This is a genomic window from Anaerosolibacter carboniphilus (assembly GCF_014205875.1).
GTDB lineage: Bacteria > Bacillota > Clostridia > Peptostreptococcales > Thermotaleaceae > Anaerosolibacter > Anaerosolibacter carboniphilus.
The window spans coordinates 111,967-138,361 of the sequence record NZ_JACHEN010000002.1; the positions used below are offsets into that span (position 1 = coordinate 111,967).

The following is a 26,395-nucleotide window of genomic DNA, read 5'->3' on the forward strand; positions in this document are numbered from 1 at the left end:
TCTTTATCCCCTTTTATCCGAGAAATGGATCGTTTTATCTTTCCATTTTTCCATAACTTATTCCCATGACTGCCAAACATCTGGCACATAACCTACAGTGGCCTGCCTTCCATTCCGTACAATTGGTGTTTTGTAAAGACTTGGATGCTTCAGCAACATCTCTTCTCGCAGGTTTGCACTTACAATACGATCCATATTTAATTTTTTATAATCCTTTACTTCCCGATCAATTAGATTATTTAGCCCTACAGCTGCACTTACACTTTGCAGTTCTCCCTTGCTTAGACCTTTTATGCTCAAATCTATAAACTGATAGTTTATTCTTCTCTCCTTAAAATATCGTTCTGCCTTTTTGGTATCAAAGCATTTTTTCAAACCAAAAATTTGAATATTCATCGGCTTACATTCCCCCTAATTCGATCCTTAACTTCTTTATTCTTTTATAGCGATAGCATAAAAACCCCCAGATATATGATACGGCTTATGCAGCATCATGAACGGCGGTTTTATGGGTTCAGTCTCTTCTATACTTTTATACTTCTTTAAATCATGATACTATGCCATGTGCACATCTATCACTTTGGCTACATAGTCATCGGCTCCTGGTTCTACTACGATCAAAATTGGCTGATTTTCATTTTTTCCAATCTCTGCTCGATATACCGCTAGACCATTTTTATCTAGCTGACCCTCCATGTGCACGATAATATCTTCCTTATTAGCAACCTCATAATCTTCCAGAATCCCTGTTACACGATGGGCCACATCTCCCGTCGGGCATTCAAGGCCTTTAATCCTCTCTATGGCATCCGCAAGTCTTGACATATTCTTGGCCTCCCAAAAGCATATTTATCGTTCTTATTATCTCCGATTCCCTGCTTTTGATTCTCCATTAAGAAACTTGCTTTCATATAATATATTCTACTATTATAATAGGATGATTTACGCCAAATTGATCTCCAGCACCACAGGACAATGATCACTTCCCATCACGTCGGCATGAATCTGAGCATCCTTTAGCTTGTCCTCTAATCTTTCAGAAACAACAAAATAGTCAATTCTCCAACCTACGTTTCGCTCTCTAGCCCTTCCCATGTATGACCACCACGTATAGGCATCTTCCTTATCAGGATAAAAGTATCTAAAGGTATCCATAAAGCCTGCCCCTAGTAATCTAGTCATTTTATCCCTTTCTTCATCGGTAAAGCCTGCATTTTTCCTATTTGATGAGGGGTTCTTCAAGTCGATTTCCTTATGGGCTACATTCAAGTCACCACATATAATTACTGGCTTGTTTCCATCTAACTTTTGAAGATAGCTTTTGAATGCTTCTTCCCACCCCATTCGATAATCGAGTCTTGCCAACTCCCTCTGAGAATTTGGCGTGTATACGGTTACCAAATAAAACGCTTCAAACTTCAGAGTGATTACCCTTCCTTCTTGATCGTGTTCTTCAATCCCTATGCCATATTGCACCGATAAGGGTTCCTTTTTTGTGAATACAGCTGTACCAGAATAGCCTTTTTTTACGGCATAATTCCAATATTGATGGTATCCTTCTAAATCCAGATCGACTTGTCCTTCTTGCAGCTTAGATTCTTGGATACAGAATATATCCGCATCCACCCCTTTAAAATACTCTAAAAATCCTTTTCCTATACAAGCTCTGAGACCATTTACATTCCATGATACTAGTTTCATACCTTTACCTCCACAAAATTATCGACGCACTTTTCTACACATCACACTGTTCAATTTCTATAGAATATTCTCCACAGTGAACACACACAATTACACTTACAATATAACTATTGTCAACTTTTCCTTTTTTAAATAGCTTATGAAAAGAAGCTCCCTCCATATCTTTAGAGATACTGCTAGTCACGTATTCCCCATTTTTTGTATAGATATAAAAATGATACTCTAGAAACTTAAAATATTTTTCCTTTTCAGCCTTTCCCGCCAAGCAATTTGGACAAGGCTGGTCATAATGGGTGATATCAAAATGAATTTCTTCCCCTTGATGAAGCAACCTCAACACATCTGAAATCTCGATCCCCTTAACGGGTTTTTCTTCGTCATTGATCAACTCATCATTAGGATTTATACCCAGTTCATATTCCTTTCCATCATAAATAAATTTATAACTCTCCATGCTGTACCTCCAACATAATACATATTCATATTTAAAATATTTTCCGACATCACGATACCGATAAGCCCTTGTCTTGTATGAACGACTACGATTGGGCTACCTCCTATATGAATAGAAGTTTCTTCTTACATTTCCCATTTCATAATGAATTATACTTCCATTTTTTCTTTCACTGTCGTATTCTTATCATCTTGCCCCTTAATTATATAGAAATTTTTTCTAAAAAGGAAGCTTTCTTACACAGGTAATAAAATAACTTATCCTGAAAGAGAAATAGAACCAAATGAGCACCCCTTTTGACTCTATGAAAATTTCTATTAAAAATTTAAACCATTCTACATAATTTCAGCAGGAAGCCTAAGAGGTGATTTGAACAAGTATACTAGGATCTTTTAACTTACTGTCCTCGGCTAAGAGTATAATCTTCGATAAAATCTCCGCACTCTTCGGGTCTTCATCTATAAATGGCAGGAAGATTCTACCCCGATGGCTTGAATGTACAGGAAGTATGTTTATCGAGCCCGTCCCCATCTTATGAACAGTTCCACTGCCCAAGTGTACCGTATACTCTCCATGAACCCCTAGAATATGAGCATGACTTCCTTTTATTGTTACATTTGTAAGCTTCAGCAGCTTCATAAGTTCCTCTACGATTGCACTGCGTATTTCCATCGTCGATAGGCTGGCTTCTGGATCAACCCCACCTACATGGGCAACACTCACTACCAAATCTACATCTCTCATGACTTCGGAGAATATCAACTTCGATACCTTATCTATTGGGACAGGCTTAAAGGTCTTACGGTCTTCAAATCTAACGACCTCAATGGTCGGTGCCTCGATATCCGAAGGTGAGAACCAATCAGCCAGAGCGTAGATCGTTGCGATGATATCCTCCTTATAGTATACCTTTTGCAAACCTTCCTCATAGCTGGCTAACCAACCTCGAGTTTTTAACAAAGCAACTGCCTTCTTAGGTTGAATTTGATGCCCTGCATATCTGCGAGATATCGTTTGTTCTTTTAATTCATCCGTGTTTGGTAAATACATCTCCCTAAATACTTGTTTAAATGGCTGGATAATCTTTTTCGCAAATAAATGTTTTTGATAGTTAGACCATTCCCCTGATTCATATAAATGGACGGGGTGGGCAATCATGATCTTATCTTCTGGCTCTAATGGATGAATCTTACCTCTGTCATCTACTAGATTCCCCTCATGAAAGTATCCTAATTTTTTATCGGATACAAAAACTAGATTTTCAATGATAGGAGCTAGCACTGGATTTATGCAAAGATTCATGAGTTCGCCAGTTTCAAAGTCCTCTCCTCTTTCCATAGAAGCTTCGAAGCTGTGCTTAGCCCTTATATACTGATCCTTCAAAGATTTTCTTACGGCCTTTATCGCCTGTACATATTCATGTTTTTTATGCTTAGCCGGTATATCTTTCAGTATTTTGCCATCTTTCGTACATTGAATATTTGCTTGGCCTAGCTTATCAATGACCAGTTGTATTTCGATATCCTCAAGCTTGTAGGGTTGAAGATATATGCGTATCGTATCCAACTTAGCTGTCTCCATATTCCAGACAAGACGATTTACATCGGAATACCCTGCATTTCGTGCTAGGTTAAGTAAGGCGATATGGGCACTTCTTGCTTCGCTGGCCTGTCTCTGAGTTCCAAATTGTTTACTTTCCTTCAAATACTGCTGGATATATTCATAACGGCTTAGAATATCTCCCTTATCCTTGATGGGTATTAATCCGAAGGCAAGCAAATAATCTTTATTTCTCTTATCCATGATCCGAAACTGCACTTCCTGAACATCTAACTTCCCTAATGTGGCATCGGCAAACAATTGGGATCGCTTGTGAAGTCCACCACCTGCTATGTATTTTGCGCTGTCATAGACCAGCTTGAAGTTCTTTTCTCCTATTGTGTAATAGGCATCCATGAACCAATCACGATCAAATGCACCATCTCTAAATTCCTGAGGTGTTATAGGAGAATATCTTGCTACAATCGTAGATTTTTCTTCTGAAAAATAATCGTTCACATGGGCATGGAAATACCAGCAAGCTGCTTTTAATCCCTTATAGCCTAGATATTCAGCAACGATATCCAGCCATTGGGGGGCATACATTGCTGCCTCAATTAATTGTTTATTTGTTACCTTTTTCCCCTTTAATAAAATTCCTAAAGTGTTTGCATCCTCCCCATCCTTTGGATAGCAGCACTTCAGCAGATGACTAAACATTTGCTTTTTTGTGCAGTCACCCGTTACAAAATTATAGCCCCGTATATAGGTATCTTTTTCAGATCCCAGTAGTATTACTATAAATATATTTGTACCAAAGCATTTTTGAATTTTAGCCGCCAGATGAGTTACCTCTGTATTTAACTCACCCCGTGTCACCTCAATATTTGCGATGTTCTCTACTACAGTAGCTCCTAACTCCATCAGGTGAGGGAATCTTCGCAGATTGTCTCTATCATGTCGCTGAACGCTTGTTACTGTTTGTATGTTATTTGGGCTTAACGGTCTAGCCATCAACTCTTTGTACACTTCATTCTCGTCAATAATAGCGAGTTCTAATGCTCGCCCGAAATGGGCTAGGGTTAATGTGGTATTCGCTGCATATTGGCATGCCTTATAGTAGTTATAGGCGATGGTGAAATAGTGAGTAAAGCTTTCATCATCGTAATGACTTTTTTCCATTAACGTTAACCAGTATTTTATTTCATAACTTCTAGCAATATAATCTTTTCCATCGTAATAATAATATCTATTGGTTCTACCCAGATATTCAGTGTGATGCTTATCGCCTGGAATGTCCCCATATAGATCCTCTAATACAGCTTTCGCCAGCTTGAATTTTTCAATCTGTGGTATCTCCTCTACCAATAGATGAATATAAGCTTTCACTTTATGGGCGTACAGTAGCTTTTCTACGGTCTCTAAAGATGCTTTCAAGACTTTAAGATTAAAGCGATCCTCCAGCAATTTATGATACCATGGTGCATAAGTCTCATAATTAAGCCTATGAATGGCACCCAAATAGAAATCTACTTCAATAAGTCTATGGAAATCCAGGGCTTGAGACTTAACGATCTCCCTAATCTGATCTGACAAAGGATAATTATCTAAGCCATCATTGCTCCTGTTAAATGGTGTTAGAAAGTTTGAGCCACCTAGGGTGATTACTGTTTTTGCATCATCCCAGCCTACCACCTCATATTCAAGATCCCTATTTACATGGATGAGATCACTAAAACGATTCAAGATATCTTCAAGTCTATGGGTTGATATAGAGAAGACCGATTTGATCTTGAAATCTTTTGGCCTAGTAATTGGCTGAATCTCTACCTCCTTGAATGGGTCATATAATCCAAAACCATTGGCATACGTACGCATCCCCTTTGTGTCACTGGTAATATTTTGAGTGAGTATTTTTTCTTTTTGCGTAGTATCTCCCATGGAAGTAATAAGATTTAGGCAGTCTCTATAAGCTTTTTTATGCTTGCTGTCACTTTCCATTGCACTAACGATATCTATGGCACCCATTCGCTTATTCTCATTTTTGCTGTTTACCAAACGATTGACACAGGCTGTTAACGCCTCGCCGCCCTGCTTTAACAATAGCTTAATCACATTTTTCCGCAGATCTCCAGATTTGTATTGCAGGAAATTCTCAATCAGAACATACTCATCTTTGCTTAACTCTAAGTGATTTACGATCTCGTAGGCACTTTCTCTAACTGAAGGACTTCTGTCTCCACAGGCCTCAAGAAGTGCTATTTTTTGTTTCATTGTTTTAGGCTTTTTTAAAAATATATCTACAAATGCATGTCTTGTATCGGCACTCATCTTATCCCTATAGTCAATCAATGTATCAATGATATGCTCATCATAAGATAACGCTACTGCAAATATCATTTTGTCCATAATCTCCGATGCAGTCAGCTTAATATCCAACCATGGGAATACACTGCCCTTAAAGTCAAGTTCTTTTTTAGGCATCGTATCTATCACTGTTTTTAATTGGTCGAATAGTTTTATACCGTAACAATAATCATCTAGCTTGGCATAGGAATCTAGACTTTCTTTGGCATGATTTCTTATGCCATATAGCGTTAAATCGCCAAATAAGTTTTTTATTGCCAAGGCAAGTACTTCAAAATCCTTCTCCCACAGAACTTTGCTTGCAATCTGATGTTTAAAAATAGTGAATTGCGTTTGATATAAGAACTGAAGTGCCACCAATTTTTTATACTTTTCCGTGGATTGAAGGAGCATACCTAAAATACTATCTATATCTTCCACTTCATCAAAGGCCGTTGCCCAAATACCTATATAGATTCGTAAATTATCCGTTGAATGGATACACTCATCTAGATAGGCTTTACTCATCAGACAGTGATAGGCAGCCTCTAAACATTTATTAATCATCTTTGGCTTCTCATGATCTATTGCCAAACCGGTCCATGTACCAAACGCCCTGACAATAGAAGAAAATCTGGATAGGTTATTATCTAGAATTAACTTTAATAAGTAGATAAAGCCTTCCCTTGAGCATTCATCCATGCTCTCAACAATGACCTGTCTTAAACCCTCTTGGAGCTTAGCAGCCAAAAGTAGTTCCCCAATCATTTTATGGGCCTCTTCATTTCTGCTCATGAGCATTCCTTGAATGATTTGTCGCGTTACAATTGCACTATTGTTATCGCTATAAATGATATCTCTAATTTTATTTAAGACCTCTTGATTATTATTATCGATCTCGATAGATATGATATCAGCAATCATCGATACGTCCTGATCATTGGATTTATTGTAGCTTAGATACTGCTCTAGGGAAAAATCCGTTGCCGCAAGATATATGCATTGTACCAATTTATTAATATTTTTGTTGAGATATAACCTTGATGAAACCTTCGTTCTATAGGAACGCCTGCAATATCCTGTTGTATAGGTATATAGCGTAGCCCTATCCCAAACATGCTTAAATATCTCTGCAAAATGATCGCCCAAAAGCAGCTTGAGGGCTCCATATTCTTTTCCAGTGAATACTTCCCTAATATCCTTTGTCCCGTTTGACCATAATAGATCCAGCAACTTGTTGTACATAGCGCTTTCACTGTTATAATCCGCCTTAATATAGTCGATGACGACATTGGCTATATCCAGACCTCTCCCTAAAAATAATAGCTTTTGAAGGAAGGATTTATTTAAATAACTATCCATTATTTCTCGCTTCTCATGATTTATATACATAATCTACCCCCTACCACATTCTACCCGCTAGCATTGTTAACCTGATAAACGTTAACACATCTTCTTCTCTCAAGTCTAGTGGTTCATCTAGGCAACCGGCTTCTTTGTCTCCAATAAATACTCTGAATATCCCGTCTTCATAGGCTAGAAATGCATTTTCCAAAGCTTTTTCCAGTTTTGCTTTCGTTGGGTTATATGTATCCCCAAAGGAAACCCTTCCCACGGTAACTCTATCATTGATCTCTTCGCTGGTGAGATAGTTCAGGATTTTTTGTTCAGCATGTCTATGATTAAATTCTTCTACATTCTCCGAAACAATATTTGCAATCAGCTCCCTCAAAGTTGAGGGCTTGCTCTTTAAGTATATTTCTTGCTGAGTAATATAGCTTTTCCGCGTTCCTGCTTGTTTTACATTCACATATATTTTCACCTGAACATCTCCCCTCGCTGCACATCGTTTCCTATATTATATCTTCTTATATTTTATCGTGAATCCATCTCTTCGTCTTTAGTCCATAAGATAGAAATAGGAAAGACCATAAGAAAACTTGAAGTCTTCCTATGGCCTAATTCTGTATAACAACCTGTTATTATTTAAGATGTTCACCATTGTATTCAATTTCCTTAACATTGAACTTGGCATAACAATATTCTCCCTCAGGAAAATGCCAGATGGCCTCTCCATAGCTTGCTATCTTTATGCCATTCATCTCTTTATAATTCTTAACTGGCGTTGACCATCTGACTTGTCGATAATTCTTTCCCGTAGGAGAGTAATATCTATCATCGGAAACGAAATTAATCAACTCTCCCTTTTCATTGAAATATAATACTGCTGAAATGCGGTTGCCCTTATTATGAAATGTTGCCCTCACAGTCAACGGATCAATTTCTTCCCACTGGATTTTTTTATCAATCAAACTAGCAGGCATCCATATACACATATCATTAAAAATCGTAACGGTTTCCCCTTGATTCATCTCCTCTCCCCTGCCATCGGCCACTGTAAATAACCCCGCTAGCTTTATCAACATAACGGCCTTCCCTTCAGCATAAGCGTGAAATCCAATTACTGGAACTCCAAACATATTTATTTTTATAAAATACATCCGAGCAGGATCATCTAGGAAACTATATTGTTGAGTAACTGGGCAAATTTATCGATATTTTCCACAGATATCATGGATAGATCTTTTTTCATTTCCATTGCAGAAAAAGTGGGGTTGTTCTTAGCAACTACCTTTGATACCATCTTGGTTATGGCTTTTTCTGCAAAATTCATGTCACTATACCGCATTTCACCGCCAAAGCTTTCCTTTGCTATAGCACTACTCAAAAGTTCTCGAGGGAAAGCGCTATTTAACTGTGCCTCAGCATGATTGGGAAACATACAGCATATGAACAGTCCGAGTTTTTTTCCCTTTAAGATATTAAGATTTTGTGCACAAAATACCGTTATTTCCTTTTGTATCCTTCCAGCATAAATAGAACCTCCGATCACTACCTTATCGTATTTCGTAAGGTCTGGTGCAGCCCCCAGCTTGAGATCATGTAAATCCGTCTTTCCAGTAAGTTTTTCCGCAAGCATAGAAGCACACTTTCTTGTAGTCCCATGCTTGCTCCCATAAATGATCAACGTATTCATTTCTATTCCTCCAATTCTAAACTTAGAGATTTTCCATGGTTTCAATTTTCCTTGCTAGTTTTTCAAAACAATTGGTCATTGTACTTATCTCCTCTTCACTAAAGCTGCTAAACAGATCCATGATAAATTGATTATCCTGATCCTGTCTTTTCTCCCAGAAACATTGGCTTTTCTCTGTCAGTTTAAGCCGAATAGCCCTGGCATCCTGTTCATCTCTTTCAATCCTCAAAAACTCCTTCTCTTCTAATTTCAGTGCAAGCTGCTTGACATTTTGACGGGAGCTTCCCATAAGCTCTGCCACTTCACTGAGGGTAGGAGGTTTATCATGGAATTGTGAAATCATCACGGTCAGAAACCACTGTTTCGTTGTCATGTCATCCTTTCCTAAATATTGATCTCCAATAACTTGCAGCTTGTTGGCAAGGAGGAACAGGCTTCCAAATATATACCTTTGTTTATCCATATCTATCATCTTTATTGTACCTCCATCTTTTTTATCTCATGATATGTAATATATTACTTATATAAGCAACATATTACATATTTACCTTCACGTCAAGAATATCCTATAAAATCTCAAAAACATGTCACCCATCATACAAATATGTTTGATATGAAAAAATAGCTCCCTGTAGGGAGCGGTTCATAAGGAATCATTGATTGTGGGAGCGACCTTGCCTCATTAAAATAGACAGCAAGAATCTCTATTGCGTGCTCCACTCTTTGAAGATAGACCGCTTGGACATATTATTCCTTCACACAAAGATATATGAGTAATTAATCTATGGTTACTTCCCTCCTATCTGTTTTCTTAGTTTATTTAAGGCTGCTTGTTTGATTTTATTAATGGCTTGTTTGGTGATACCCAGATCCTTAGCCACCAGCTCTTCTTCTTTATTCTTTATAATGCATTCATGAATGATCTGTTTTTGCCTATCAGTTAATGCACTGATAGCTTCTAGGACTTCCTTGTCTGTAAATATCTCATGATAGTCTATATCTTCTTGATCCCTATAGATTTCTTCTATGAAATCCATAGGGGCATCTGCAATGGTGTTGATCTTTTCTTCTTCAAAATCAGCATCTAATACATTTAAATACAATCCTTCTTTTTCTCTCAGCGCATTTTCCCTTTGCTTTAGGTCCCTGGCTGCATAAAAAATGGTTTTTTTATGTAGCTGTAGAGATTGATTCGAAACAGGTAATCATTAAACTTCTGATTGAGGACATCTAAAAAGCTGTCATTCTTAAAGATAATTCCCTGGACGTATAGATCCTTATTTGCTGTATCTTCCTCTAAAAACTTCTTTGCTAAACTATCCACCTTATCCCCTCCTCGCATAACCCCCTGTAACCTGTTCACCCATAAAATACGTTTAGAACTTGTTAAAAAATTAATCTCATTACTATATAAGACGGTTAAAAAGTAAATTTGGTCAACCATTTTCTATACATTTTTTAATTTTTTTGAAAATTAAGTCAATTATTACATTTTGATTACAACAGAACATCCAAATTATACCATATATCGGAACATGTGTTCGTAATTTTTTAGAAAAAAATATCAAATTCCCTTAGAAGAAAATTTGATCTCTCTATATAAAACGGATTTTTTTGAAAAAAATCAACCACTTTTGAAAATTTTTTTAGAAATTATTTTTTTGATTTGGTTGATTTTTGATTCCTTTTCCCCATTTTATTTAGTGTAGGGCAAAACGAACTGGCCAGAGAGTAGAAGCCTAGCAAAACAAAAAAAATATAACAAATGTAAAGTAAAGGAGGAAGGTATAAAAATGGCAAGTCAAACATATTCTAAAACACTTTCTGTAGTAAGTTATAAGCAATTTGATAGTAGATGGAAAGACTTAAAAACTAGTTGTGGAGGCACAATGGGCCAAGAAGGTTGTGCAATTACAAGCTGTGCAATGATTTTTAATACTCTGCCAGATGTACATTTGGCAGAAATGAAAGCTAAAGGAGGTGCGGATTGCCCTTATCAGTGGACGACAGCAGCTTCATTAAAAAATAAAACCTATTCAGCTACCACTGGAAGTTTTGACTCTTTAAAAGCTTCTATGTTTGAAAACATTATCACTAAGGGGCTTCCTATGGTTGTAGCTGTACCAGGTCACTTTATTGTTGTAAAAGGTTTTGTCGGAACTTTACCAGTAGATCCGGACGGCAATATTTTCTATAGTTCAATAACTGCAGATATGTTCAAGGTGAACGACCCAGGTTCATCGTCAAATGCAACGCTTCAAGATGTAATCAATCAAAAAGGTTCAGTTTCACGAATGGCTGTATTTAAATAAAAAAACACAAAAAAAGATAAACCAAATCTTATTCACACATTTGGTTTATCTTTTTTTGTGTACACTAGCCGTTGATTTATGATAATTAATTGTTTTGATATAAAAAATAGAATCTACCCTATATAATCCTCAGATAGGTAGAGGTTTTTATTTTCTTTTAACTTATCTACTTTTTCAATATTATTTAAATTTAAATATAATTCTAAACTCTTAGGATAGTTCATTAAGTAATCAAGATTTTTTACCTTTGTGTTTCTTATATCTAGGATTTGAATTTTAGGAAGGTCTAAGATAACTGATACATCCATCACATTTGTGTCATTCAATCTAAGTGTCTGAATATGTTCAAGATCTTTCAAAGGTGATATATCTGTTATCGTATTATTGCCTAAATATACTTCAACAAGATTCTTAAGGTTTGATACTTCATGTATATCTGTGATGTAATTGTTTTCTATATTTAAATATTTAAGATTGTATAACTTACCGATGCCTTCAATATTCTTGAGATTGTCGTCTTTTAACTCTAAAGATTCCAATTTATTTAATTTATCAAGAAAACTGAAGTCCTTTACATCACAACTCAATAGACCAAGTGAAGTTATTTGTTCCATTGAAGACAATAGATTAATATTAGCAATTTTAATATTTGTCAGATAAATTACCTCTAGTTTTTCATTGTTTATCAGATCCTCAATATCACACACAACAGAAGCCTTATCGTCTTTATTTTTAGTTATACTTAATCCTTCTAATTCGCTCATTTGTTTTATAAAATACAAGTTTGAAAATTTACAGTCTAATATCTGTAAGTTCTTTAAATGTGGTAATTGAATCGAGTCAAACTGATCCAAATTCATGTTTGAAATGTGTAATTCCTTTAAGCCCTTCATATTCTCCAAAGCTGAAACATTACTAACTATCAAACCATCTAAATATATAGATTCTAGATTTTTGAACATGTGGAGGTTATTAAGATTGAGGGTCTTTCCATGTAAATCCTGATAGCTTATATGTATCATAGTAACACTAGTTAAAATGTCCTCGTCAGTAGACTTAGGTTCAATATTCATATCTTGAGCTGCTATCTCCAATAGCTCTCTTTTTTGATCAATTGATTTTTTAAGCTCAACACTTACGAGCCCAGTTGTAAGGGCTATTACTGTAAGTAAAGCTATAATAAATTTTCGTTTCACAATTGCCTCCTTTTTGGCACATTCTTTTTTGCTTTAATACCATATTATGCCACCTTTATCTATTAAAGCATTTTTGCAATCTGGATGTTTTTGCATATCCCCTCCAAAAAGGTGATTAGGCAAAAATACCCAAGATATGATCTGAATGACTCAGTTAAATCGTATAATTCTTCTGCATTATAGGGTATCAGCATCAAAACGCGGAAATTATACGCTAAGCAACTAAATAATCGTTATCAGCGTTTTTTTATACTCTAAGAAAGTAATCAAAAGGTTTAAAACACTCATTTTCTTTACTTTGAATATTTTACTGCATTTATTTACCTATGGAATGGTTCAAAATCATAGGTGAAAATTTTAAAAAATAAAGTAAATAATACGACCCTTTATTTTACTGATATTCAGCTATTTTCAGTAAGGGAAAATTATATTAGAGTATAATTTTCACGTTTTACTGCCTGTACCCCTATTTACAATCCATTCCTTTCACCTATTTAGAATAGTCTGATCATTCCATAATATGTAAATTATATCACAATATTCACATTTATAGGTTACATATACATTACATTTTGCACCTCTCTTTTCAACTAATCCCTAAAGAACAATTGTAGGAATAGTTCCAGATGAGCATAAATTTTTTTAATTAGCACTGCTTAACTACAATTTTGATATTTATAAAAAAGTCCTCATAAGAAAGCACATACTGGTGGTAAAGTGTATATCTCGACCAATAGTATATCAGGGTTTTTAACTGTCTGCCTCTAAGCTATCAGTTAAGTTATAATGCACTATTCCCATTTGAAAAAGTGAATCGAAATGCCAGTGCAGATTATGGCAAGCATAATCATCACGACAGCTGAAAGTAAAACACTATTGATAGGTAAGCCGAGGGAAGTAGCTTTCAGCAGCTTAATGCCTTGCGTCAGCGGCAGTAAATCGGCTACTTTTTGGAGTGCCACAGGCATAACTTCATAGGGTAAGGTAGCACCTGAAAAAATAAGCATTGGAAAGTATAACACGCTGGCTAAAACACTTGCTATTTTAATGTTTGGTGCTATTCCACCTACTAGCAATCCTATGCTGAACATAGATATCATCACAAGTAAGTATGCACCTAAAAAGGAGAAACATGAACCATGCAATTGATATCCAAAGAAAACCGTTGCGGTCTCATAAACAAGGATAAGTGAAATGATGGAATAAAGCGCGTAGATTACAACCTGTACCGCTAAAATAAGGGTAGGGCTAGTTGGTGTTACCTTGAACCGCTTTAAGATTTTCTTATGGCGGTAGTCGGATACTACTAAAGGAAGTCCCATTACTCCACCAGCACAGATGGCAATTGTCGCCACTGCTCCAAAGGATTGCTCCAGAAAAGTATAGTTCGCACCATTGAAGGCTGGCCTATTTCCAAAAACAGTACCTAGAATGATTAGTACTACAACAGGCATGCAAATTGCAAAAATGAACATGTCCATTCCACGCAGGGATAACTTCAATTCCGTTCTGAATAGAGCGCTAAATGCTTTCATTCTCTTTCCCCTCCTCATCCGTATACCAGAGATAGGCATCCTCAAGTTTCTCATAAGGACTGGCTGCAATTGCTTCCTGCACAGTTCCATAGAAAATGCTTTTCCCTCTCTTTAGAATCATGATTTTGTCACATAGCACTTCCACCTCATCCATAAAATGAGAGGTCAACAAAATAGTCAGTCCTTTTGCCTTTAAATCAGAAAGGCACTTCCAAACATCCCGTCTCGCTTTTGCATCTAGTCCAGTTGTCAATTCATCTAAAAACACCACCTCGGGGTTAGGAATTAAGGCAAGGACAATAAACAAACGTTGTTTTTGGCCTCCCGAAAGTTCACTTACTTGATTTTTTAATTTTTGTGAAAGTCCAAATTGTTTTAGTAAATCCCTATAATTCAAAAAGGTCTTGTAAAGGGATTGGGTAACCTCACAAAGTTCAGCTACCCTTATTTTGTCTTGATAATTAGTCTCTTGAAATTGGACGCCGACCCTCTCAAATAGTTTTTTCCGGTCTTCTCGGGGATTCATCCCTAAAATAGATACCGTCCCGCTGTCATGGTTTTTTGTGCCTAATATGCACTCAATGGTGGTGCTTTTCCCCGCACCGTTGGCTCCGAGCAAACCAAATACTTCTCCGCGACAGACAGAAAAATCGATATTTTCGATTGCCTTAATAGTGTCATACGACTTGCTCAGTTGATTTACTTTGATTGTTGTTTCCATGCTGCGAAAACCCTCCTTTTCTTTTCTTTGTATAAAAAGAATAACACCAGAATAAAGTCTGGTGTTAAAGTGTAAGGTTTGTTTTGAATTGCTTTTTCATCTTTTCCAGATGGGCAAGCATATCGTACGCGTTTTTTTCAGCATATTGCAAGGATGTAAGTAACTTGTCGCACACGGAAATGATGTCCTCATCTTCTCTAGGGGTATCAATTACCTTGCGTATATCTGCTTTGGGATTGCTGGAAAGAGCGCAGAGCATCCGCAAAATGGCTGCAAGAGAATAATTCGCACATCGCAAAGAACGTATAATTTTCAGTCGCCGAAGGTCTTCATCTGTATATACTCGATAGCCATTTTGCTTTCGCTTCACAGTCAGTAAGCCATTCATTTCCCAATTTCTCAAAGCATCCATTGTAATTTGCAGATGACTGGCTGTTTCCTTTCTGGTGAGAAAAACGCTGCTCATTTCTTGCTCATTCCCCGACAGTAACTGCTCTGTAATAATAATGGCCTCTTCGGCATTGTTTTGTTCGTTTTTGATTTGCTGTATATAGTTTTTTGTAAGTCGGATTGCCCTTTCAAAATTTCCAGCAGCAGATATCTTAATAATGTCAATTGCCATTTTGCGCAGTCCATTTTGCAGGACTTCAACCTTTAAAGCGGTTCTTACCAGTTTGACTTGCTCCATATGGAAATCTGTGAAAATACGATATCCATTTGGTTTACGCTCTGCTTTAGGTATCAGTGCAAGTTTTTCATATAACCGCACTGTGTTGGGATGAATGCCGTTGCAACGTGCAATTTCTACTGCTTTATAGGTGTTCATTCAACCAGACCACCTCCGATCTTTTAACTATTATAGCATCCAATAAAAGTCTGGTGCTATAGTAGAGGGTTTTCATTATAACCGATGTAAACAAAATTCTTAAAACACAACCTTCGACCATCCAATGTTTATCATTTTCCGACAGAAGACTCCCTCTTCAATCGTGTGAAGGGCGAAGCCCAACGATAAGTGGGAGATAAATGTCAGTTGGTTTAGGAATCTTCCACTTCAATCAGACCGCAAGGTCAGATAAGTGGGGGTAGTTCAAATGGGTTCTATTCATTATCACCATTATATACCCGACCTTCTATTTCTTCAACGAAACGCAATATTTACCAAGTACAACGTGAAATAACATGATCCTTATACAGGAAAAATACACAAACCTGTAGAATATAACCCCTATATCAAGCATTAAAAAATATTATAAAAAAAGGATGTGGATCTATGCAATTTATAGTTACTGGCTACGATGGAACAGATGAGGGTGCAATGGAAAGACGTCTTGCTGTTCGTGCTGACCATATGAAGCTTGTGGAGTCCATGCAAAAGGAAGGAAAGCACTTATACGGCCTTGCCATATTGGATGAAAATGAAAAAATGATCGGCTCCATTCTTGTTGTAGATTTCCCTACAAGGGAAGCACTAGATGAATGGTTAAAGATTGAACCCTATGTGACAGGAGATGTATGGAGACAAATCGAGGTCCGACCTTGCAAAGTTGCACCAGTGTTTATGTCCTTACACCAGTAAAACATATTCCTTACAACCTCATTCTTGAGGTTGTTTTTTTATATCTAGAAGCGTGTCCAGCAAATAACAGCTTTGCTGACCGCCCTCCTAGAAAAAACAAATTTCCGATAGGCAACTTTCTTCTATCGGACCATCAGATACTATTTATTTAATGATTTATTACCGATAGATAAGTATAAAGGTATTTACAAATGATTACATTTATGGTAAATGTATCTTATAGGCAATTCACGAATTTTCGTGGGTTGCCTTGTTCCATATATATCCATTTACCATTTAATGTATTTAGAAAGGAGAATTTGAATCATGACAAAAAAAGTACTATCAAAGGAGGCCCATGAATATCTTCTAAGGCACCTAATCTCCATCGAGGAAGAAAAGAATTATGTATCGGAGGTTTATTATGCCAATGAACCTGCAAAAAGAGGTGAGTTTACTGAGTTTGTGGAAAACTATATATCCTATATCGATAACTTTATTCAAAATACAAGCATTAGTGAAGACCCCCTTACCGCCATACCCTTTTCAACCATCGGCAACATTGTGGAAGTTGAAGATATGAGAAGAAATGAAATTACCAATTACCGCATCATATCACCATTTTTGGGAAACAAAGATTTTCACATAGACGAGGACTTTGCATCCTATCTTTCCCCCATCGGAAAAGCACTACTTCTAAAAAAGATTGGAGATAAGACCATAATAGAAACACCTACTGGCATACTTGAATACCGCATAAAATCCTTTCGCTTTCCTTAATTAAGCGTATTTCACGAAAAAGCCCTATAGTTTTTACATTATCCTATATGCTTGACAATCAAAAGGTATTAGAAATCCTAATATTAGGATTTCTAATATCTTTATTTGAAAAATAATGCAAGTCATAACTTATAAAAAAGGACTAGATCCTTTAGAGCATTCGTGATCAAATTTTCACACGATGAATCCTGAAGTTAACTGGCACAGTCGCTTTGCCATCTCTGACAGTTGTTCCGTTGTACTCTCAATTTCAATCATAGTACTCAGCTGCTCTTCTATACTGGCACTTATGTTTTCTGTTCCTTCTGCAATTTCATTGGATGTGACTGTCATACTTCTTATCACCGTCTCCATTTCCTTTGTGCTGGACGCCTGTTTTTCATTTGCCTGGTCAATTTTTTCTATTTGGCTTACGATGATTTGAATGTTCTCGATAATATTGGTGATACTTTGACCTACCTCCGATGCTTTATCTACCCCTAAAGATACTTTTTCCTCCACTATATCCACTGATTTTACTGCTGAAGTTGATCTCAATTGATTTTCCTTTACCAGTTCCCCAATCTCACTGGCAGCATTCTTACTGGCATCCGCCAACTTTCGGATCTCCTCTGCCACTACATCGAATCCCCTTCCTGCCTCTCCTGCACGGGCAGCCTCTATCGCAGCATTTAGAGCCAGCAGGTTTGTTTGATCCGCTATGGAAGTAATGATTTGAATAATATCACCAATCTTTCTTGAAGACTCATCCAGGGCCTTAATCATCGATGATACCTCTTTTGAAGAATCAGCAATATCCGCTATGGAAGATACTACCTCCGATATCTGTTGCGCTCCTTCTTCTGCAATTTCCTTCGCCTTCTTGCTATTGAGGGTAGTATTCTTACTGGCAAAAGCCGTAGCTTCAGAAAAACTTGCTACCTCTGCTAAACTTACTGTAGTTTCCTCTGCAGCAGCGGCTCCCGATGAACTGCTAGAAGCGATCTCGACAACAGTATTAGAAATCTCTTCTAAGGATTGAGTTGTTACCCCTGTAGCCGTGCTTAACTCCACGCTTGAAGTTGCTATGACATCAGCAGAGGCTGTTATCTCTTGAATAATTGTTTGCAGTTTGTCCACGAATAGGTCAAAGCTGCTGCTAAGTTCTCCTATTTCATCTTTACCTTCATAGTCTATCCTTTGGGTTAAATCTCCACCACTACTGGCGATTTCCTTTAACTTCTCTGTAACTCTTCTCACTGGAAATACCACAGATTTTGTAATGATCATAGATAGAATAAGGGTAATGACGCCACAGAGTACCACCAAAGAGATGATGGATATGATTGTACGCTTATAAACCGCTTCACTCTCATCATAGGTTGCCTTCGCATTGACTACTTGCTTTTCTATCATTTCATCGAAAGCTGCAATAACGGTTTTTCTTGCTGCATCATAGTTTAGCATCTCACTCGGAGGCGTTCCAGCGCTTTCATCCGTACCTATAGTTCCAGCTGTTCCTACTCCATTTCCTTTTATAAAAGCATCTTTTGCTGCCATAAAATCATTATAGGTTTGTATTAGGTCTGTATATTCCTCTTGATTTTTATAATCTTCCATTTTTTGTGTAGCCTCAGCAGCCCGAGCTTCGATATCTTCTTGTACAGGCTTTTTTATACTATCATCGTTCCCTGCATCTAGCAGTGAATTTGATTGGGCACGTATGTATTCAATATCCGACTTTATACTCTCGAGTTTCACAATGGGCACTAGTCTATCATCATTCAATTCCATTAATTTGGTATTCACACTGGATACCTGTTGAATGGAAGCAGCTCCAATAGCAATCAGAAAAGTAAAAAAGCTTAATGAGAGCAGTCCAATCTTTAATCCTAGTTTCATGTCTCTAAAAAGTCTCATATGATTCCCTCCTTATGTCCTTATATGAACATAGTCTAACTTTCATTCTCCCATGTCCTATTGTCTGATACTATTCTACAAACCAAACCTTAAATGTAGCTTAAATATATAGATTTATTTTGGGTAGGATTTCGTAACGGACGTAGAAGTCTGTTTCTACAAAATATAAAAACTCACCAGATTGCATCGCAGAATATGCAAACCTGATGAGTTTCCTTCACACTTTATAAATTCATTCTATGCTAATTATAGTGAGATCATCCACTATACTTTGCCTCCACATTGACTACCCTATAATTTTTTCCGAGATATAGGGCAAACCATGTGGTCAGTATAATTCCCTTCAATATACTACTTATACTGATACTCCACCATACGCCGTTCAAGCCCAGCAGATTCTCATTCGATAAGATTAACGCCGCTGGAATTCGAAGGGCATTCAACAAGATACCAATAATGGCTGGCGGTACTGTTTTTCCCAATCCATTAAATGCACCAGCCGTAGCGATTTCCATGCACATGAAAAACTGTGATATACCCAATATTTTAAGATAAACAACACCGTACGTTATGGCTTCCTGTTCATCAATAAATCTTGAAAAGATTGGCTTGGCTCCAAATATCAAAAGAACTGTTGTAAGCACACCTATGGCCCCCACGATTCCCATGGCGACAAAGTAACCCCGATATATTCTCTCATGCTTTCCTGCCCCATAGTTTTGACCTACAAACGCACTTAAAGCCGTAGAAAATCCACCTGCAGTCATCCACGAAACCGCTTCAATTTGGGAGCCTATTTTCTGTACTGCGATGGCCACAGGTCCCCATTGGGCAATAATTCTTGCAATAATCATGGCAAAAATCGTAAAACACCCACTTTGAAGAGCCGCAGGAATGCCTAGCTTAAATATGGATATAACCTTTTCTCGGTCAGGCTTTTGCGCAATATTGATTTCCTTGAACAAAGGCATGATCTTTTTAATCCTAAACAAAAACACCAGCATCACCAAGAACTGAGCTCCCACCGTGGCAATCGCTGCCCCCGCCACACCCATGGCAGGGAATGGCCCTACGCCTAGGATAAGAACCGGATCAAGGACCATATTGACGACCAATCCGATTACATTGATATAAAAGGGGGTACTACTATTGCCATATCCATTGAGAATGGCAGTAAATACAGGATTCATAAAGTTAAAAATCATTCCGAAGGCAGTAATAACCAAATATGTCTCTGCCATACTGATCACTTCTGTATCTCCCAAATTAAAAAATCCAATAAGTTGGTTCTTAAATAGAATAAGGGGTATGCTGTACAAAAAGGCCAAGAAGATGCCAATTTGCAATGCATGAACAATATGGGCCTTCGTAGCTGCAACATCCTTTTTTCCTGTGGATTGTGCTACTCCAACCTCTGCCCCTATTTTGGGAATTAATATAAACGCCATGGCCAACCATGTAAAAAATCCTGCGGTTCCAACACCAGCAACAGCCTTGCTTCCTATTCTCCCGATCCATATCATGTCCGTCATGTTGTACGCCATCTGTACAAAGGACGTACTCATGATAGGCAATGACAATCTTACCAACGCCCGCCATATACTTCCTTCTGTAAGTCTATTTGATCCCATCTGGTTTTTGGTTTCCCTTCTTCATAGATTTATGTCGCATCCTGTTATTTCCAACAACTTCTATTATATAGCATCTCTTTCATTTTTTCATATTAACTTTTTATCACATTTATTTCTTATTGCTTGCCTTCAGCCTATTGATTTCTCCCAATACTTCATAATACTCCTTATCTAGTGCTGCGATATCATCTTTCTTGGAGGGCATGGATAACCTCCCTACGATTTCTGAGAGTCGATTCTCCAGTACACAAATCTGTTTTTCACTTTCCTCTTGGTCATCCAGGCATCTATTCAGACTTTCTAGATACTCCTGATAACTTCCTGCAAACATCTTTATCTTTTGGTTTTCTATGGTCATGATACGATCTGCCACAGCACTTACAAACCTCCTGTCATGGGAAACAACCAACAAGGTCCTATCATATTCTCGAAGAGCTTCCTCTATTACTTCAAGGGAGTTAATGTCCATATAATTGGTAGGCTCATCCAATATGAGAAGATTTATATCTTGCACCAGTATCTTAGCAAAAGCAACTTTTACTCGCTCTCCGCCACTTAATACCCGTACCTTTTTATAAACAGCTTCTCCTGTAAATAACAGTCTTGCCAACAGTATCCTGACAAATGTCTCTTGATATATACTGGTTTTCATAACATTCTCAATAATCGTGCATTCTTCCTCCAGAATACCCAAGTCCTGGCTAAAATACCCTATCTTCGCACCTTGAGCTATTCTTATGTTATGATCCCTATTCATGATCATTTTGATCAAGGTGCTTTTCCCACACCCATTTGGTCCGATCAGTGCCACCTTTGTACCATTATAAATGCTAAACTCAGCATTCTTAAATATAACCTTCTCCCCAAAGTCTTTGCTTATATTTTGCCCTTCTATAATGACTTTGCTGTAGAGTTTCTTCACATCCTCTACATCCAGTTTCATTCGCTCTTGTTTTTTCGGCTTCTCCTTCACCTCTAGCTGTTCGATTCTTGACTCAATACTTTTCACTGCTTTGTCTAGATTTGCCTTTGCCTTCTGGTTTCCCATCTTATGGAGTCTAGCCTCTGAATTCCCCATCCTTTTTGGAGTCTTTCTCATACCTTTTATTTTTTCCTTTGTATGATCAATGGCTTCTTCTAGATGTTTTTTTTCTTTTACATACTGTTCATATTCAAACTGAAGCCTGTCTCTCTCTTTCATCTTCTGCCCATGATAATCACTAAAGTTACCATTATATACTTTGATTTTGCCATCCTCAACCTCTACGATCTTGTTGCATAACTTATCTAGAAAGTCTCGGTCGTGGGATATGAGAATTAGAGCCCCTTTGTATTCTGCAAGCCTAGCCTCCATCAACGCAATGCCTTCCATATCCACATTGCTGGTGGGTTCATCTGCAAAGATCAATAGATTCTCATCATTTAAGCTTTGGGCAAGCTTAAATCTAGTCTTCTCGCCTCCGCTCATATACTCATGCCAAACTTCTGGAACCTTAAATCTAGAAGCCATTTCAGCACCTATAATCCTATGTTCCGGCTGTTCCAACTGTGAGATATAACCGCAGTTTCCATACAGCTTAACCCATCCTTCATCAGGAGCTAATCTTTGGCTGAGTATATTCATCAATGTGGTTTTCCCTACACCATTTACACCTATAATCCCGATTCTATCCTCGGAATAAATCTTTAAATTTTCTACCGATAATACTAATCTATCTCCAAAATATTTCTTCACATTGCTACACTCTATTAACAGCATAAAAAAACCCTCCTTGTAATCTGGAGGGATAGCGTCATAACAATATCACATCCTTGCGCGTCATAACAATATCACATCCTTGCGCGCCATAACAAAATCCCAGGCTGCAAAATAAAAAAGTTCATTTACACAGCGAGATTCCGAAGACCCGTTAAGGTTATGAAATATGATTTCTACAAGCTATCAACAGTTACAAAAACACTATCCACTCACAAGTTTAGATAAAATCCATGACAAAAAAACCTTTGCATAAGATGCTATATGGATTTTCATTTTAGATAAATACTTGAAGTGAATTATATCTTCATTTCTGCCAATACCCTGCCCTTTCTTAAAATTTGTTTCTATTCAACATTATTATAAGCACTACGCGCCTTCCTGTCAACTTCTAACAAGGCTCCAAAGGATTACTTCTTTCTTGCGATTAAAAATATTATGCCAGATGCACCAATCAAGGCGAATCCACCCATCATCGTAATATTCTTCTGAACGCCACTATTCGCTGCAGTCCAATCTATACCCTGAATCGCCTCTCTGGTTGACAAATAGGTTTCCAGTTTTCCTCGGTCTTCAGGGTTCATATTTTGACCGTTGATATCAATCAATTTCACTAATTCTTCCCCTGATATTTTCTTTTCGCCTTGTATCTTTTCTTTATCAAAGGTTATGCCCACCATAGCCTGGGGTGAATGGGGAAAATAATGGATTCCATCTTTTTTCAAGAATAGGAGTACTTGATTTCCATTGGCATTTAAGTCATAGTCTATGCTCGTTCCTCCATTTGGAGTACCTACAATCATTTCAGAATCATTCATCTCCCCTTTAATATAATAATATGCCTTTACACGCCACTTCGCATAATGCATATCTTCTTTCTTTATTGATCCTTCTAAACGCTCAACAATCTCTCCGATCAAAATCACATCAGATTGTTCTACCAATTCATCCACCGTAAGATATGCCCAGCACGCCTTTGCCACTTGAGGCACCATAAGAAATATACATATCGTTAAAGCAATGATATATCTTTTTTTCATCCCGCTCTGCATCCCCTTTCAAATAGGTCATAGCTCTATAAGCTCTATCTTACAGATTAGACGACTTTATAAGAAAGAAAGTTCCTGCACCTGTACCGTTTATTTTTCTAACCATAGATCGAATCCCGTTGATGCCTTATCCATTTGGCAATTTCTAACATTGCTCTTCATCATCAATTGCTTCAATTATTTCAAATCATATTTATAGCATACAACTGCCTCAACCTGTTTAAATCCCTCTTGAATATATAATGACTTTGCTCTTTCATTCTCAGCATTTACACAAAGTATTGTTCTGTCATAGCCTTTTTCCTTGGCAAACCCCAATGAAGTTCTTAATAGCCATCTTCCTAAACCTTTGCCTTGGTATTCTGGTATGATAGCGAGAGGACCAATATTCATGATTGATTTGCCTTCATACTCGTCTTTCGCACCTCTCACTACGCCCACAGGCTTTTCCTTATGGTATAATATCATCAAACCACCTTCTATGTAGTCCTCGCCAGAGATCATCTTTGTAACCATTTCCGGCGTGACAGGCGTTTCACTTCCCTGAAGCTTTGCAAAGCCTTCATTTCTTACCTTACACCAAATCTCTTCATCCCTTCCTGCCCTAAATGGTCTGATTTGGTAAGATTCTGGCAAACAGGCCTCTGATATTTCCAAATCCTCTCTTATAAGCAGGAAAGAGTATCTCTCTACATTAAATTTCAATTCCTCCATCACAGCCATCAGCTTGCTGTTCGTCAGTTGCACAAATAGAAAAACCTTGTCCAAGCCTTCTGTATGCTTCAAAATCTCCTGTATCAGCATACGATAGCACTGAATATTCTCAACCTCAGCATGAAATATTCTAAATCGTCCCTTTTTCCCTCTTTTATTATACTCATCAATGATAAGTGAGGCTGCTCCTATGAGTTGACCCTGCCCGTTAATGGCTATATACGTAGGATTTTCATCATTCGGTTCAAAATTTTTTAAATCTTCGTCATATAGGAATGAATCGTCCAGTTCGTCTCTATGGCTTTTGCAATATTTTATAAAGTCAGCGATCCTCTCTTTTTTCAAAGCTTCGACTCTCATATATTTTTCCCCCTTTGTTTGAAGTTATTATCTCCATTCCCCAACGTAATTCTTACATTTTCTGCATCTACTATAGTATAGGACAACTGCTAATTTTCAAATTAGAAACAAGCTTCTAATAATTTACATCATACACTTCAAGGCTATCTGCTTTTACTTCGACATACTGCCCTTTTGGTATATTCTTGCCTTGTATCTCCAATTGAATGATACTCTTCCCAAATCGTAAATCTGCAACACCATCATTATAAACCTTTTCTAAAATTCCCGTAATAAAGGTGGTTCCTTGCTTCATAAAGATCTTAAAGTTCTTTTCTTTGCTCAAAACCACATCTTTTTCCCATCTTAATGGGTCAGTGATATCATATTCAACATTATACTGCTTCCCTTGTTCTGGCTTGCGATATCCATTCCAAGCAGCTTTTCCACTACCAAATTCCATTGAAAAATCAACAATGATATCCTCCGTCATCCTGCTGATTTTATTAATTAAAATTTTCAATTTGCTTACCTCCCGTATTTATAAAGCTTCTTGCGAATGATAAATGCCCGCCTTCCTATTGCGCTTTATCCTTCAACTGATTCCATTATATATCATTTTTGATTTTGTGGAATAATATACAATATATCAACTGAGGAGTGATCATATTGTCTTTACATATAATTATAAAGTTTTTAGATTCCTACAATCTTCCATGGCTAATACTGGCAATACTCACTTGGCTGGTAATCTTTTTCTCTTGTTCTCTCCGAGAATTCTTTCATGCCCTTCCTGTTGGCATCTGGACCATGATCGTCGGCGCTGTCTTAGAATCTTTTTTCCTTCATCACAAGTTTTGGGTAGAACGTTTTATCATGATTCACATCGGTGAATTAGATTTATTTCTCATTATCGGGCCTTTTTTTTCTATAGGGTTATTATTGATAAGATTCCTTCCCAAGAGCCGATGGGGAAAATGCCTTATTATCTTAGCCTTCGCAGCACTAGCTACAGGAATCGAGTTGATTGCTATAAAATTAGGGTTTCTTGAATACCATGAATCAAAATGGGGCATAGCATACTCCATCGTAGCCTATTGCTTAAGTTTAATGAGTGCTTTGGGGTTCTATTCCGTCTATTACAACAAAAGTATATATCCTCGCACCTATCCAAAGTAAACGACTCGAGAGTCTGCGCCTATAAGAAGGATTCTATGCTTCCCCCTTCCTTGTGAAGTTATTTTTTAAGAAGCCCACCGTTATATCAGCCACTTCCGGTACACTGCCTATGCGTACAGGAGGACCCCATGCACCTGCCCCGCTTGATACAATTATCTGTAAGCTTCCCGTTTCAAGATGTCCATAGTCAATTTTGAAGACTCTGCTTGTAATAAGATTAAATGGAAAAATCTGTCCTTTGTGGGTATGCCCCGATAACTGCAAATCAACACCAGCAGTCTCTGCTTCTTCAAGTTCCAGTATAGATATTCCCATTTTTATAGACAAGACAAAGATTAGAGAATTTTGTACTTTTAAAGTAAGAACGCATCATTCCTAGTGATCCAGCTTGTCCCATACGATTAAAATCGCTTGGGACATTCTTAGGAACCATATTTAGTTCTCCTGTTATACGCCTGATTTTATCATTATAAATGCTAGACCCACTCCATCCACAAGAAAGGCTAACTCTTTGAGTGCCATCCGTATAGAGATACATCTTTCCATCCAATTTTGCTTCAAGTTCATTTTAATTTTTATATTTTGCTAGGCTTTCACTCTCTATCCTGTTCGCTTTGCCTTACTCTAAATAAAACGGAGAAAAGGCATC

General features: G+C 37.4%; 26 protein-coding genes. 4 read left to right on the forward strand and 22 right to left on the reverse strand.

The window, feature by feature from the left end:
- Positions 1–57 precede the first annotated feature (57 nt).
- The 11 genes from HNQ80_RS02530 to HNQ80_RS02580 form a co-directional block, all read right to left on the reverse strand.
- Entirely contained in the window at positions 58–396 is a 339-nt protein-coding gene (locus tag HNQ80_RS02530) for an arsenate reductase family protein (protein WP_184307873.1), read from the reverse strand.
- A 159-nt stretch (positions 397–555) separates the two neighbouring features.
- The gene (locus tag HNQ80_RS02535) at positions 556–825 is read right to left on the reverse strand and encodes a hypothetical protein (protein ID WP_184307875.1); all 270 of its coding nucleotides are present in this window, start codon (positions 823–825) and stop codon (positions 556–558) included.
- A 117-nt stretch (positions 826–942) separates the two neighbouring features.
- Positions 943–1,701 carry an exodeoxyribonuclease III gene (locus HNQ80_RS02540; protein ID WP_184307877.1) on the reverse strand — a complete coding sequence of 253 codons (759 nt, stop codon included), beginning with the start codon at positions 1,699–1,701 and terminating at the stop codon, positions 943–945.
- Positions 1,702–1,735: 34 nt separating this feature from the next.
- Positions 1,736–2,155: a DUF3785 family protein gene (locus HNQ80_RS02545; protein ID WP_184307879.1), complete on the reverse strand. Its 420-nt coding sequence runs from the start codon at positions 2,153–2,155 to the stop codon at positions 1,736–1,738.
- A gap of 357 nt (positions 2,156–2,512) precedes the next feature.
- On the reverse strand, positions 2,513–7,432 hold the full coding sequence (locus HNQ80_RS02550; protein ID WP_184307881.1) for a DUF4132 domain-containing protein: 4,920 nt from the start codon (positions 7,430–7,432) through the stop codon (positions 2,513–2,515).
- A 10-nt stretch (positions 7,433–7,442) separates the two neighbouring features.
- Complete coding sequence (locus HNQ80_RS02555; protein WP_184307882.1) at positions 7,443–7,862, reverse strand: hypothetical protein; 420 nt, start codon at positions 7,860–7,862, stop codon at positions 7,443–7,445.
- A gap of 160 nt (positions 7,863–8,022) precedes the next feature.
- Entirely contained in the window at positions 8,023–8,520 is a 498-nt protein-coding gene (locus HNQ80_RS02560; protein WP_207726826.1) for a DUF6544 family protein, read from the reverse strand.
- Positions 8,521–8,555: 35 nt separating this feature from the next.
- Positions 8,556–9,077, reverse strand: coding sequence for a flavodoxin domain-containing protein (locus HNQ80_RS02565; RefSeq protein ID WP_184307884.1), 522 nt, complete (start codon positions 9,075–9,077; stop codon positions 8,556–8,558).
- Positions 9,078–9,099: 22 nt separating this feature from the next.
- Positions 9,100–9,549: a MarR family winged helix-turn-helix transcriptional regulator gene (locus HNQ80_RS02570; protein WP_184307885.1), complete on the reverse strand. Its 450-nt coding sequence runs from the start codon at positions 9,547–9,549 to the stop codon at positions 9,100–9,102.
- Positions 9,550–9,865: 316 nt separating this feature from the next.
- Positions 9,866–10,180 (reverse strand): TrfB-related DNA-binding protein, encoded by a 315-nt coding sequence (locus HNQ80_RS02575; RefSeq protein WP_184307887.1) that lies wholly within the window; start codon positions 10,178–10,180, stop codon positions 9,866–9,868.
- A 35-nt stretch (positions 10,181–10,215) separates the two neighbouring features.
- The gene (locus HNQ80_RS02580; protein ID WP_184307888.1) at positions 10,216–10,401 is read right to left on the reverse strand and encodes a hypothetical protein; all 186 of its coding nucleotides are present in this window, start codon (positions 10,399–10,401) and stop codon (positions 10,216–10,218) included.
- A gap of 469 nt (positions 10,402–10,870) precedes the next feature.
- Between HNQ80_RS02580 and HNQ80_RS02585 the strand changes: the two genes are divergently transcribed.
- On the forward strand, positions 10,871–11,389 hold the full coding sequence (locus tag HNQ80_RS02585) for a cysteine peptidase family C39 domain-containing protein (RefSeq protein WP_184307890.1): 519 nt from the start codon (positions 10,871–10,873) through the stop codon (positions 11,387–11,389).
- A 113-nt stretch (positions 11,390–11,502) separates the two neighbouring features.
- Here HNQ80_RS02585 and HNQ80_RS26395 read toward each other — a convergent pair whose 3' ends face one another.
- The 4 genes from HNQ80_RS26395 to HNQ80_RS02605 all read right to left on the reverse strand — a co-directional run bounded on the left by HNQ80_RS26395 (position 11,503) and on the right by HNQ80_RS02605 (position 15,667).
- Positions 11,503–12,585, reverse strand: a complete 1,083-nt coding sequence (locus tag HNQ80_RS26395; protein WP_184307892.1) for a leucine-rich repeat domain-containing protein — start codon at positions 12,583–12,585, stop codon at positions 11,503–11,505.
- A 791-nt stretch (positions 12,586–13,376) separates the two neighbouring features.
- Entirely contained in the window at positions 13,377–14,120 is a 744-nt protein-coding gene (locus HNQ80_RS02595; protein WP_184307894.1) for an ABC transporter permease, read from the reverse strand.
- Positions 14,107–14,841: an ABC transporter ATP-binding protein gene (locus HNQ80_RS02600; RefSeq protein WP_184307896.1), complete on the reverse strand. Its 735-nt coding sequence runs from the start codon at positions 14,839–14,841 to the stop codon at positions 14,107–14,109. Before HNQ80_RS02600 ends, HNQ80_RS02595 begins: the two co-directional genes overlap by 14 nt.
- A gap of 64 nt (positions 14,842–14,905) precedes the next feature.
- Positions 14,906–15,667, reverse strand: coding sequence for a MerR family transcriptional regulator (locus HNQ80_RS02605; protein ID WP_184307898.1), 762 nt, complete (start codon positions 15,665–15,667; stop codon positions 14,906–14,908).
- A 447-nt stretch (positions 15,668–16,114) separates the two neighbouring features.
- On the opposite strand from HNQ80_RS02605, the gene HNQ80_RS02610 reads away from it, so the two are divergent.
- Complete coding sequence (locus HNQ80_RS02610; protein ID WP_184307900.1) at positions 16,115–16,420, forward strand: YciI family protein; 306 nt, start codon at positions 16,115–16,117, stop codon at positions 16,418–16,420.
- Between the two features lie 306 nt (positions 16,421–16,726).
- On the forward strand, positions 16,727–17,179 hold the full coding sequence (locus tag HNQ80_RS02615) for a GreA/GreB family elongation factor (RefSeq protein WP_184307902.1): 453 nt from the start codon (positions 16,727–16,729) through the stop codon (positions 17,177–17,179).
- A 174-nt stretch (positions 17,180–17,353) separates the two neighbouring features.
- Here HNQ80_RS02615 and HNQ80_RS02620 read toward each other — a convergent pair whose 3' ends face one another.
- The 6 genes from HNQ80_RS02620 to HNQ80_RS02645 form a co-directional block, all read right to left on the reverse strand.
- Positions 17,354–19,078: a methyl-accepting chemotaxis protein gene (locus HNQ80_RS02620; protein ID WP_184307903.1), complete on the reverse strand. Its 1,725-nt coding sequence runs from the start codon at positions 19,076–19,078 to the stop codon at positions 17,354–17,356.
- A 257-nt stretch (positions 19,079–19,335) separates the two neighbouring features.
- Positions 19,336–20,709 carry an MATE family efflux transporter gene (locus tag HNQ80_RS02625; protein WP_184307905.1) on the reverse strand — a complete coding sequence of 458 codons (1,374 nt, stop codon included), beginning with the start codon at positions 20,707–20,709 and terminating at the stop codon, positions 19,336–19,338.
- A gap of 109 nt (positions 20,710–20,818) precedes the next feature.
- Complete coding sequence (gene abc-f, locus HNQ80_RS02630; protein WP_184307907.1) at positions 20,819–22,468, reverse strand: ribosomal protection-like ABC-F family protein; 1,650 nt, start codon at positions 22,466–22,468, stop codon at positions 20,819–20,821.
- Positions 22,469–22,875: 407 nt separating this feature from the next.
- Positions 22,876–23,505, reverse strand: a complete 630-nt coding sequence (locus tag HNQ80_RS02635; protein WP_184307909.1) for a hypothetical protein — start codon at positions 23,503–23,505, stop codon at positions 22,876–22,878.
- Positions 23,506–23,691: 186 nt separating this feature from the next.
- The gene (locus tag HNQ80_RS02640; protein ID WP_184307911.1) at positions 23,692–24,588 is read right to left on the reverse strand and encodes a GNAT family N-acetyltransferase; all 897 of its coding nucleotides are present in this window, start codon (positions 24,586–24,588) and stop codon (positions 23,692–23,694) included.
- Between the two features lie 115 nt (positions 24,589–24,703).
- Positions 24,704–25,090: a hypothetical protein gene (locus HNQ80_RS02645; protein ID WP_184307913.1), complete on the reverse strand. Its 387-nt coding sequence runs from the start codon at positions 25,088–25,090 to the stop codon at positions 24,704–24,706.
- Positions 25,091–25,236: 146 nt separating this feature from the next.
- On the opposite strand from HNQ80_RS02645, the gene HNQ80_RS02650 reads away from it, so the two are divergent.
- Entirely contained in the window at positions 25,237–25,746 is a 510-nt protein-coding gene (locus HNQ80_RS02650; protein WP_184307915.1) for a hypothetical protein, read from the forward strand.
- A 33-nt stretch (positions 25,747–25,779) separates the two neighbouring features.
- On the opposite strand, the gene HNQ80_RS02655 is transcribed toward HNQ80_RS02650, so the two are convergent.
- Positions 25,780–26,073 carry a hypothetical protein gene (locus tag HNQ80_RS02655; RefSeq protein ID WP_207726827.1) on the reverse strand — a complete coding sequence of 98 codons (294 nt, stop codon included), beginning with the start codon at positions 26,071–26,073 and terminating at the stop codon, positions 25,780–25,782.
- Between the last annotated feature and the right edge of the window lie 322 nt (positions 26,074–26,395).

Coding starts and splice junctions, on each gene's coding strand:
- HNQ80_RS02530 (WP_184307873.1), bottom strand. CDS start 396: ATGAATATTCAAATTTTTGGTTTGAAAAAATGCTTTGATACCAAAAAG.
- HNQ80_RS02535 (WP_184307875.1), bottom strand. CDS start 825: ATGTCAAGACTTGCGGATGCCATAGAGAGGATTAAAGGCCTTGAATGC.
- HNQ80_RS02540 (WP_184307877.1), bottom strand. CDS start 1,701: ATGAAACTAGTATCATGGAATGTAAATGGTCTCAGAGCTTGTATAGGA.
- HNQ80_RS02545 (WP_184307879.1), bottom strand. CDS start 2,155: ATGGAGAGTTATAAATTTATTTATGATGGAAAGGAATATGAACTGGGT.
- HNQ80_RS02550 (WP_184307881.1), bottom strand. CDS start 7,432: ATGTATATAAATCATGAGAAGCGAGAAATAATGGATAGTTATTTAAAT.
- HNQ80_RS02560 (WP_207726826.1), bottom strand. CDS start 8,520: ATGTTTGGAGTTCCAGTAATTGGATTTCACGCTTATGCTGAAGGGAAG.
- HNQ80_RS02565 (WP_184307884.1), bottom strand. CDS start 9,077: ATGAATACGTTGATCATTTATGGGAGCAAGCATGGGACTACAAGAAAG.
- HNQ80_RS02570 (WP_184307885.1), bottom strand. CDS start 9,549: ATGATAGATATGGATAAACAAAGGTATATATTTGGAAGCCTGTTCCTC.
- HNQ80_RS02585 (WP_184307890.1), top strand. CDS start 10,871: ATGGCAAGTCAAACATATTCTAAAACACTTTCTGTAGTAAGTTATAAG.
- HNQ80_RS02595 (WP_184307894.1), bottom strand. CDS start 14,120: ATGAAAGCATTTAGCGCTCTATTCAGAACGGAATTGAAGTTATCCCTG.
- HNQ80_RS02600 (WP_184307896.1), bottom strand. CDS start 14,841: ATGGAAACAACAATCAAAGTAAATCAACTGAGCAAGTCGTATGACACT.
- HNQ80_RS02605 (WP_184307898.1), bottom strand. CDS start 15,667: ATGAACACCTATAAAGCAGTAGAAATTGCACGTTGCAACGGCATTCAT.
- HNQ80_RS02610 (WP_184307900.1), top strand. CDS start 16,115: ATGCAATTTATAGTTACTGGCTACGATGGAACAGATGAGGGTGCAATG.
- HNQ80_RS02615 (WP_184307902.1), top strand. CDS start 16,727: ATGACAAAAAAAGTACTATCAAAGGAGGCCCATGAATATCTTCTAAGG.
- HNQ80_RS02620 (WP_184307903.1), bottom strand. CDS start 19,078: ATGAGACTTTTTAGAGACATGAAACTAGGATTAAAGATTGGACTGCTC.
- HNQ80_RS02625 (WP_184307905.1), bottom strand. CDS start 20,709: ATGGGATCAAATAGACTTACAGAAGGAAGTATATGGCGGGCGTTGGTA.
- abc-f (WP_184307907.1), bottom strand. CDS start 22,468: ATGCTGTTAATAGAGTGTAGCAATGTGAAGAAATATTTTGGAGATAGA.
- HNQ80_RS02635 (WP_184307909.1), bottom strand. CDS start 23,505: ATGAAAAAAAGATATATCATTGCTTTAACGATATGTATATTTCTTATG.
- HNQ80_RS02640 (WP_184307911.1), bottom strand. CDS start 24,588: ATGAGAGTCGAAGCTTTGAAAAAAGAGAGGATCGCTGACTTTATAAAA.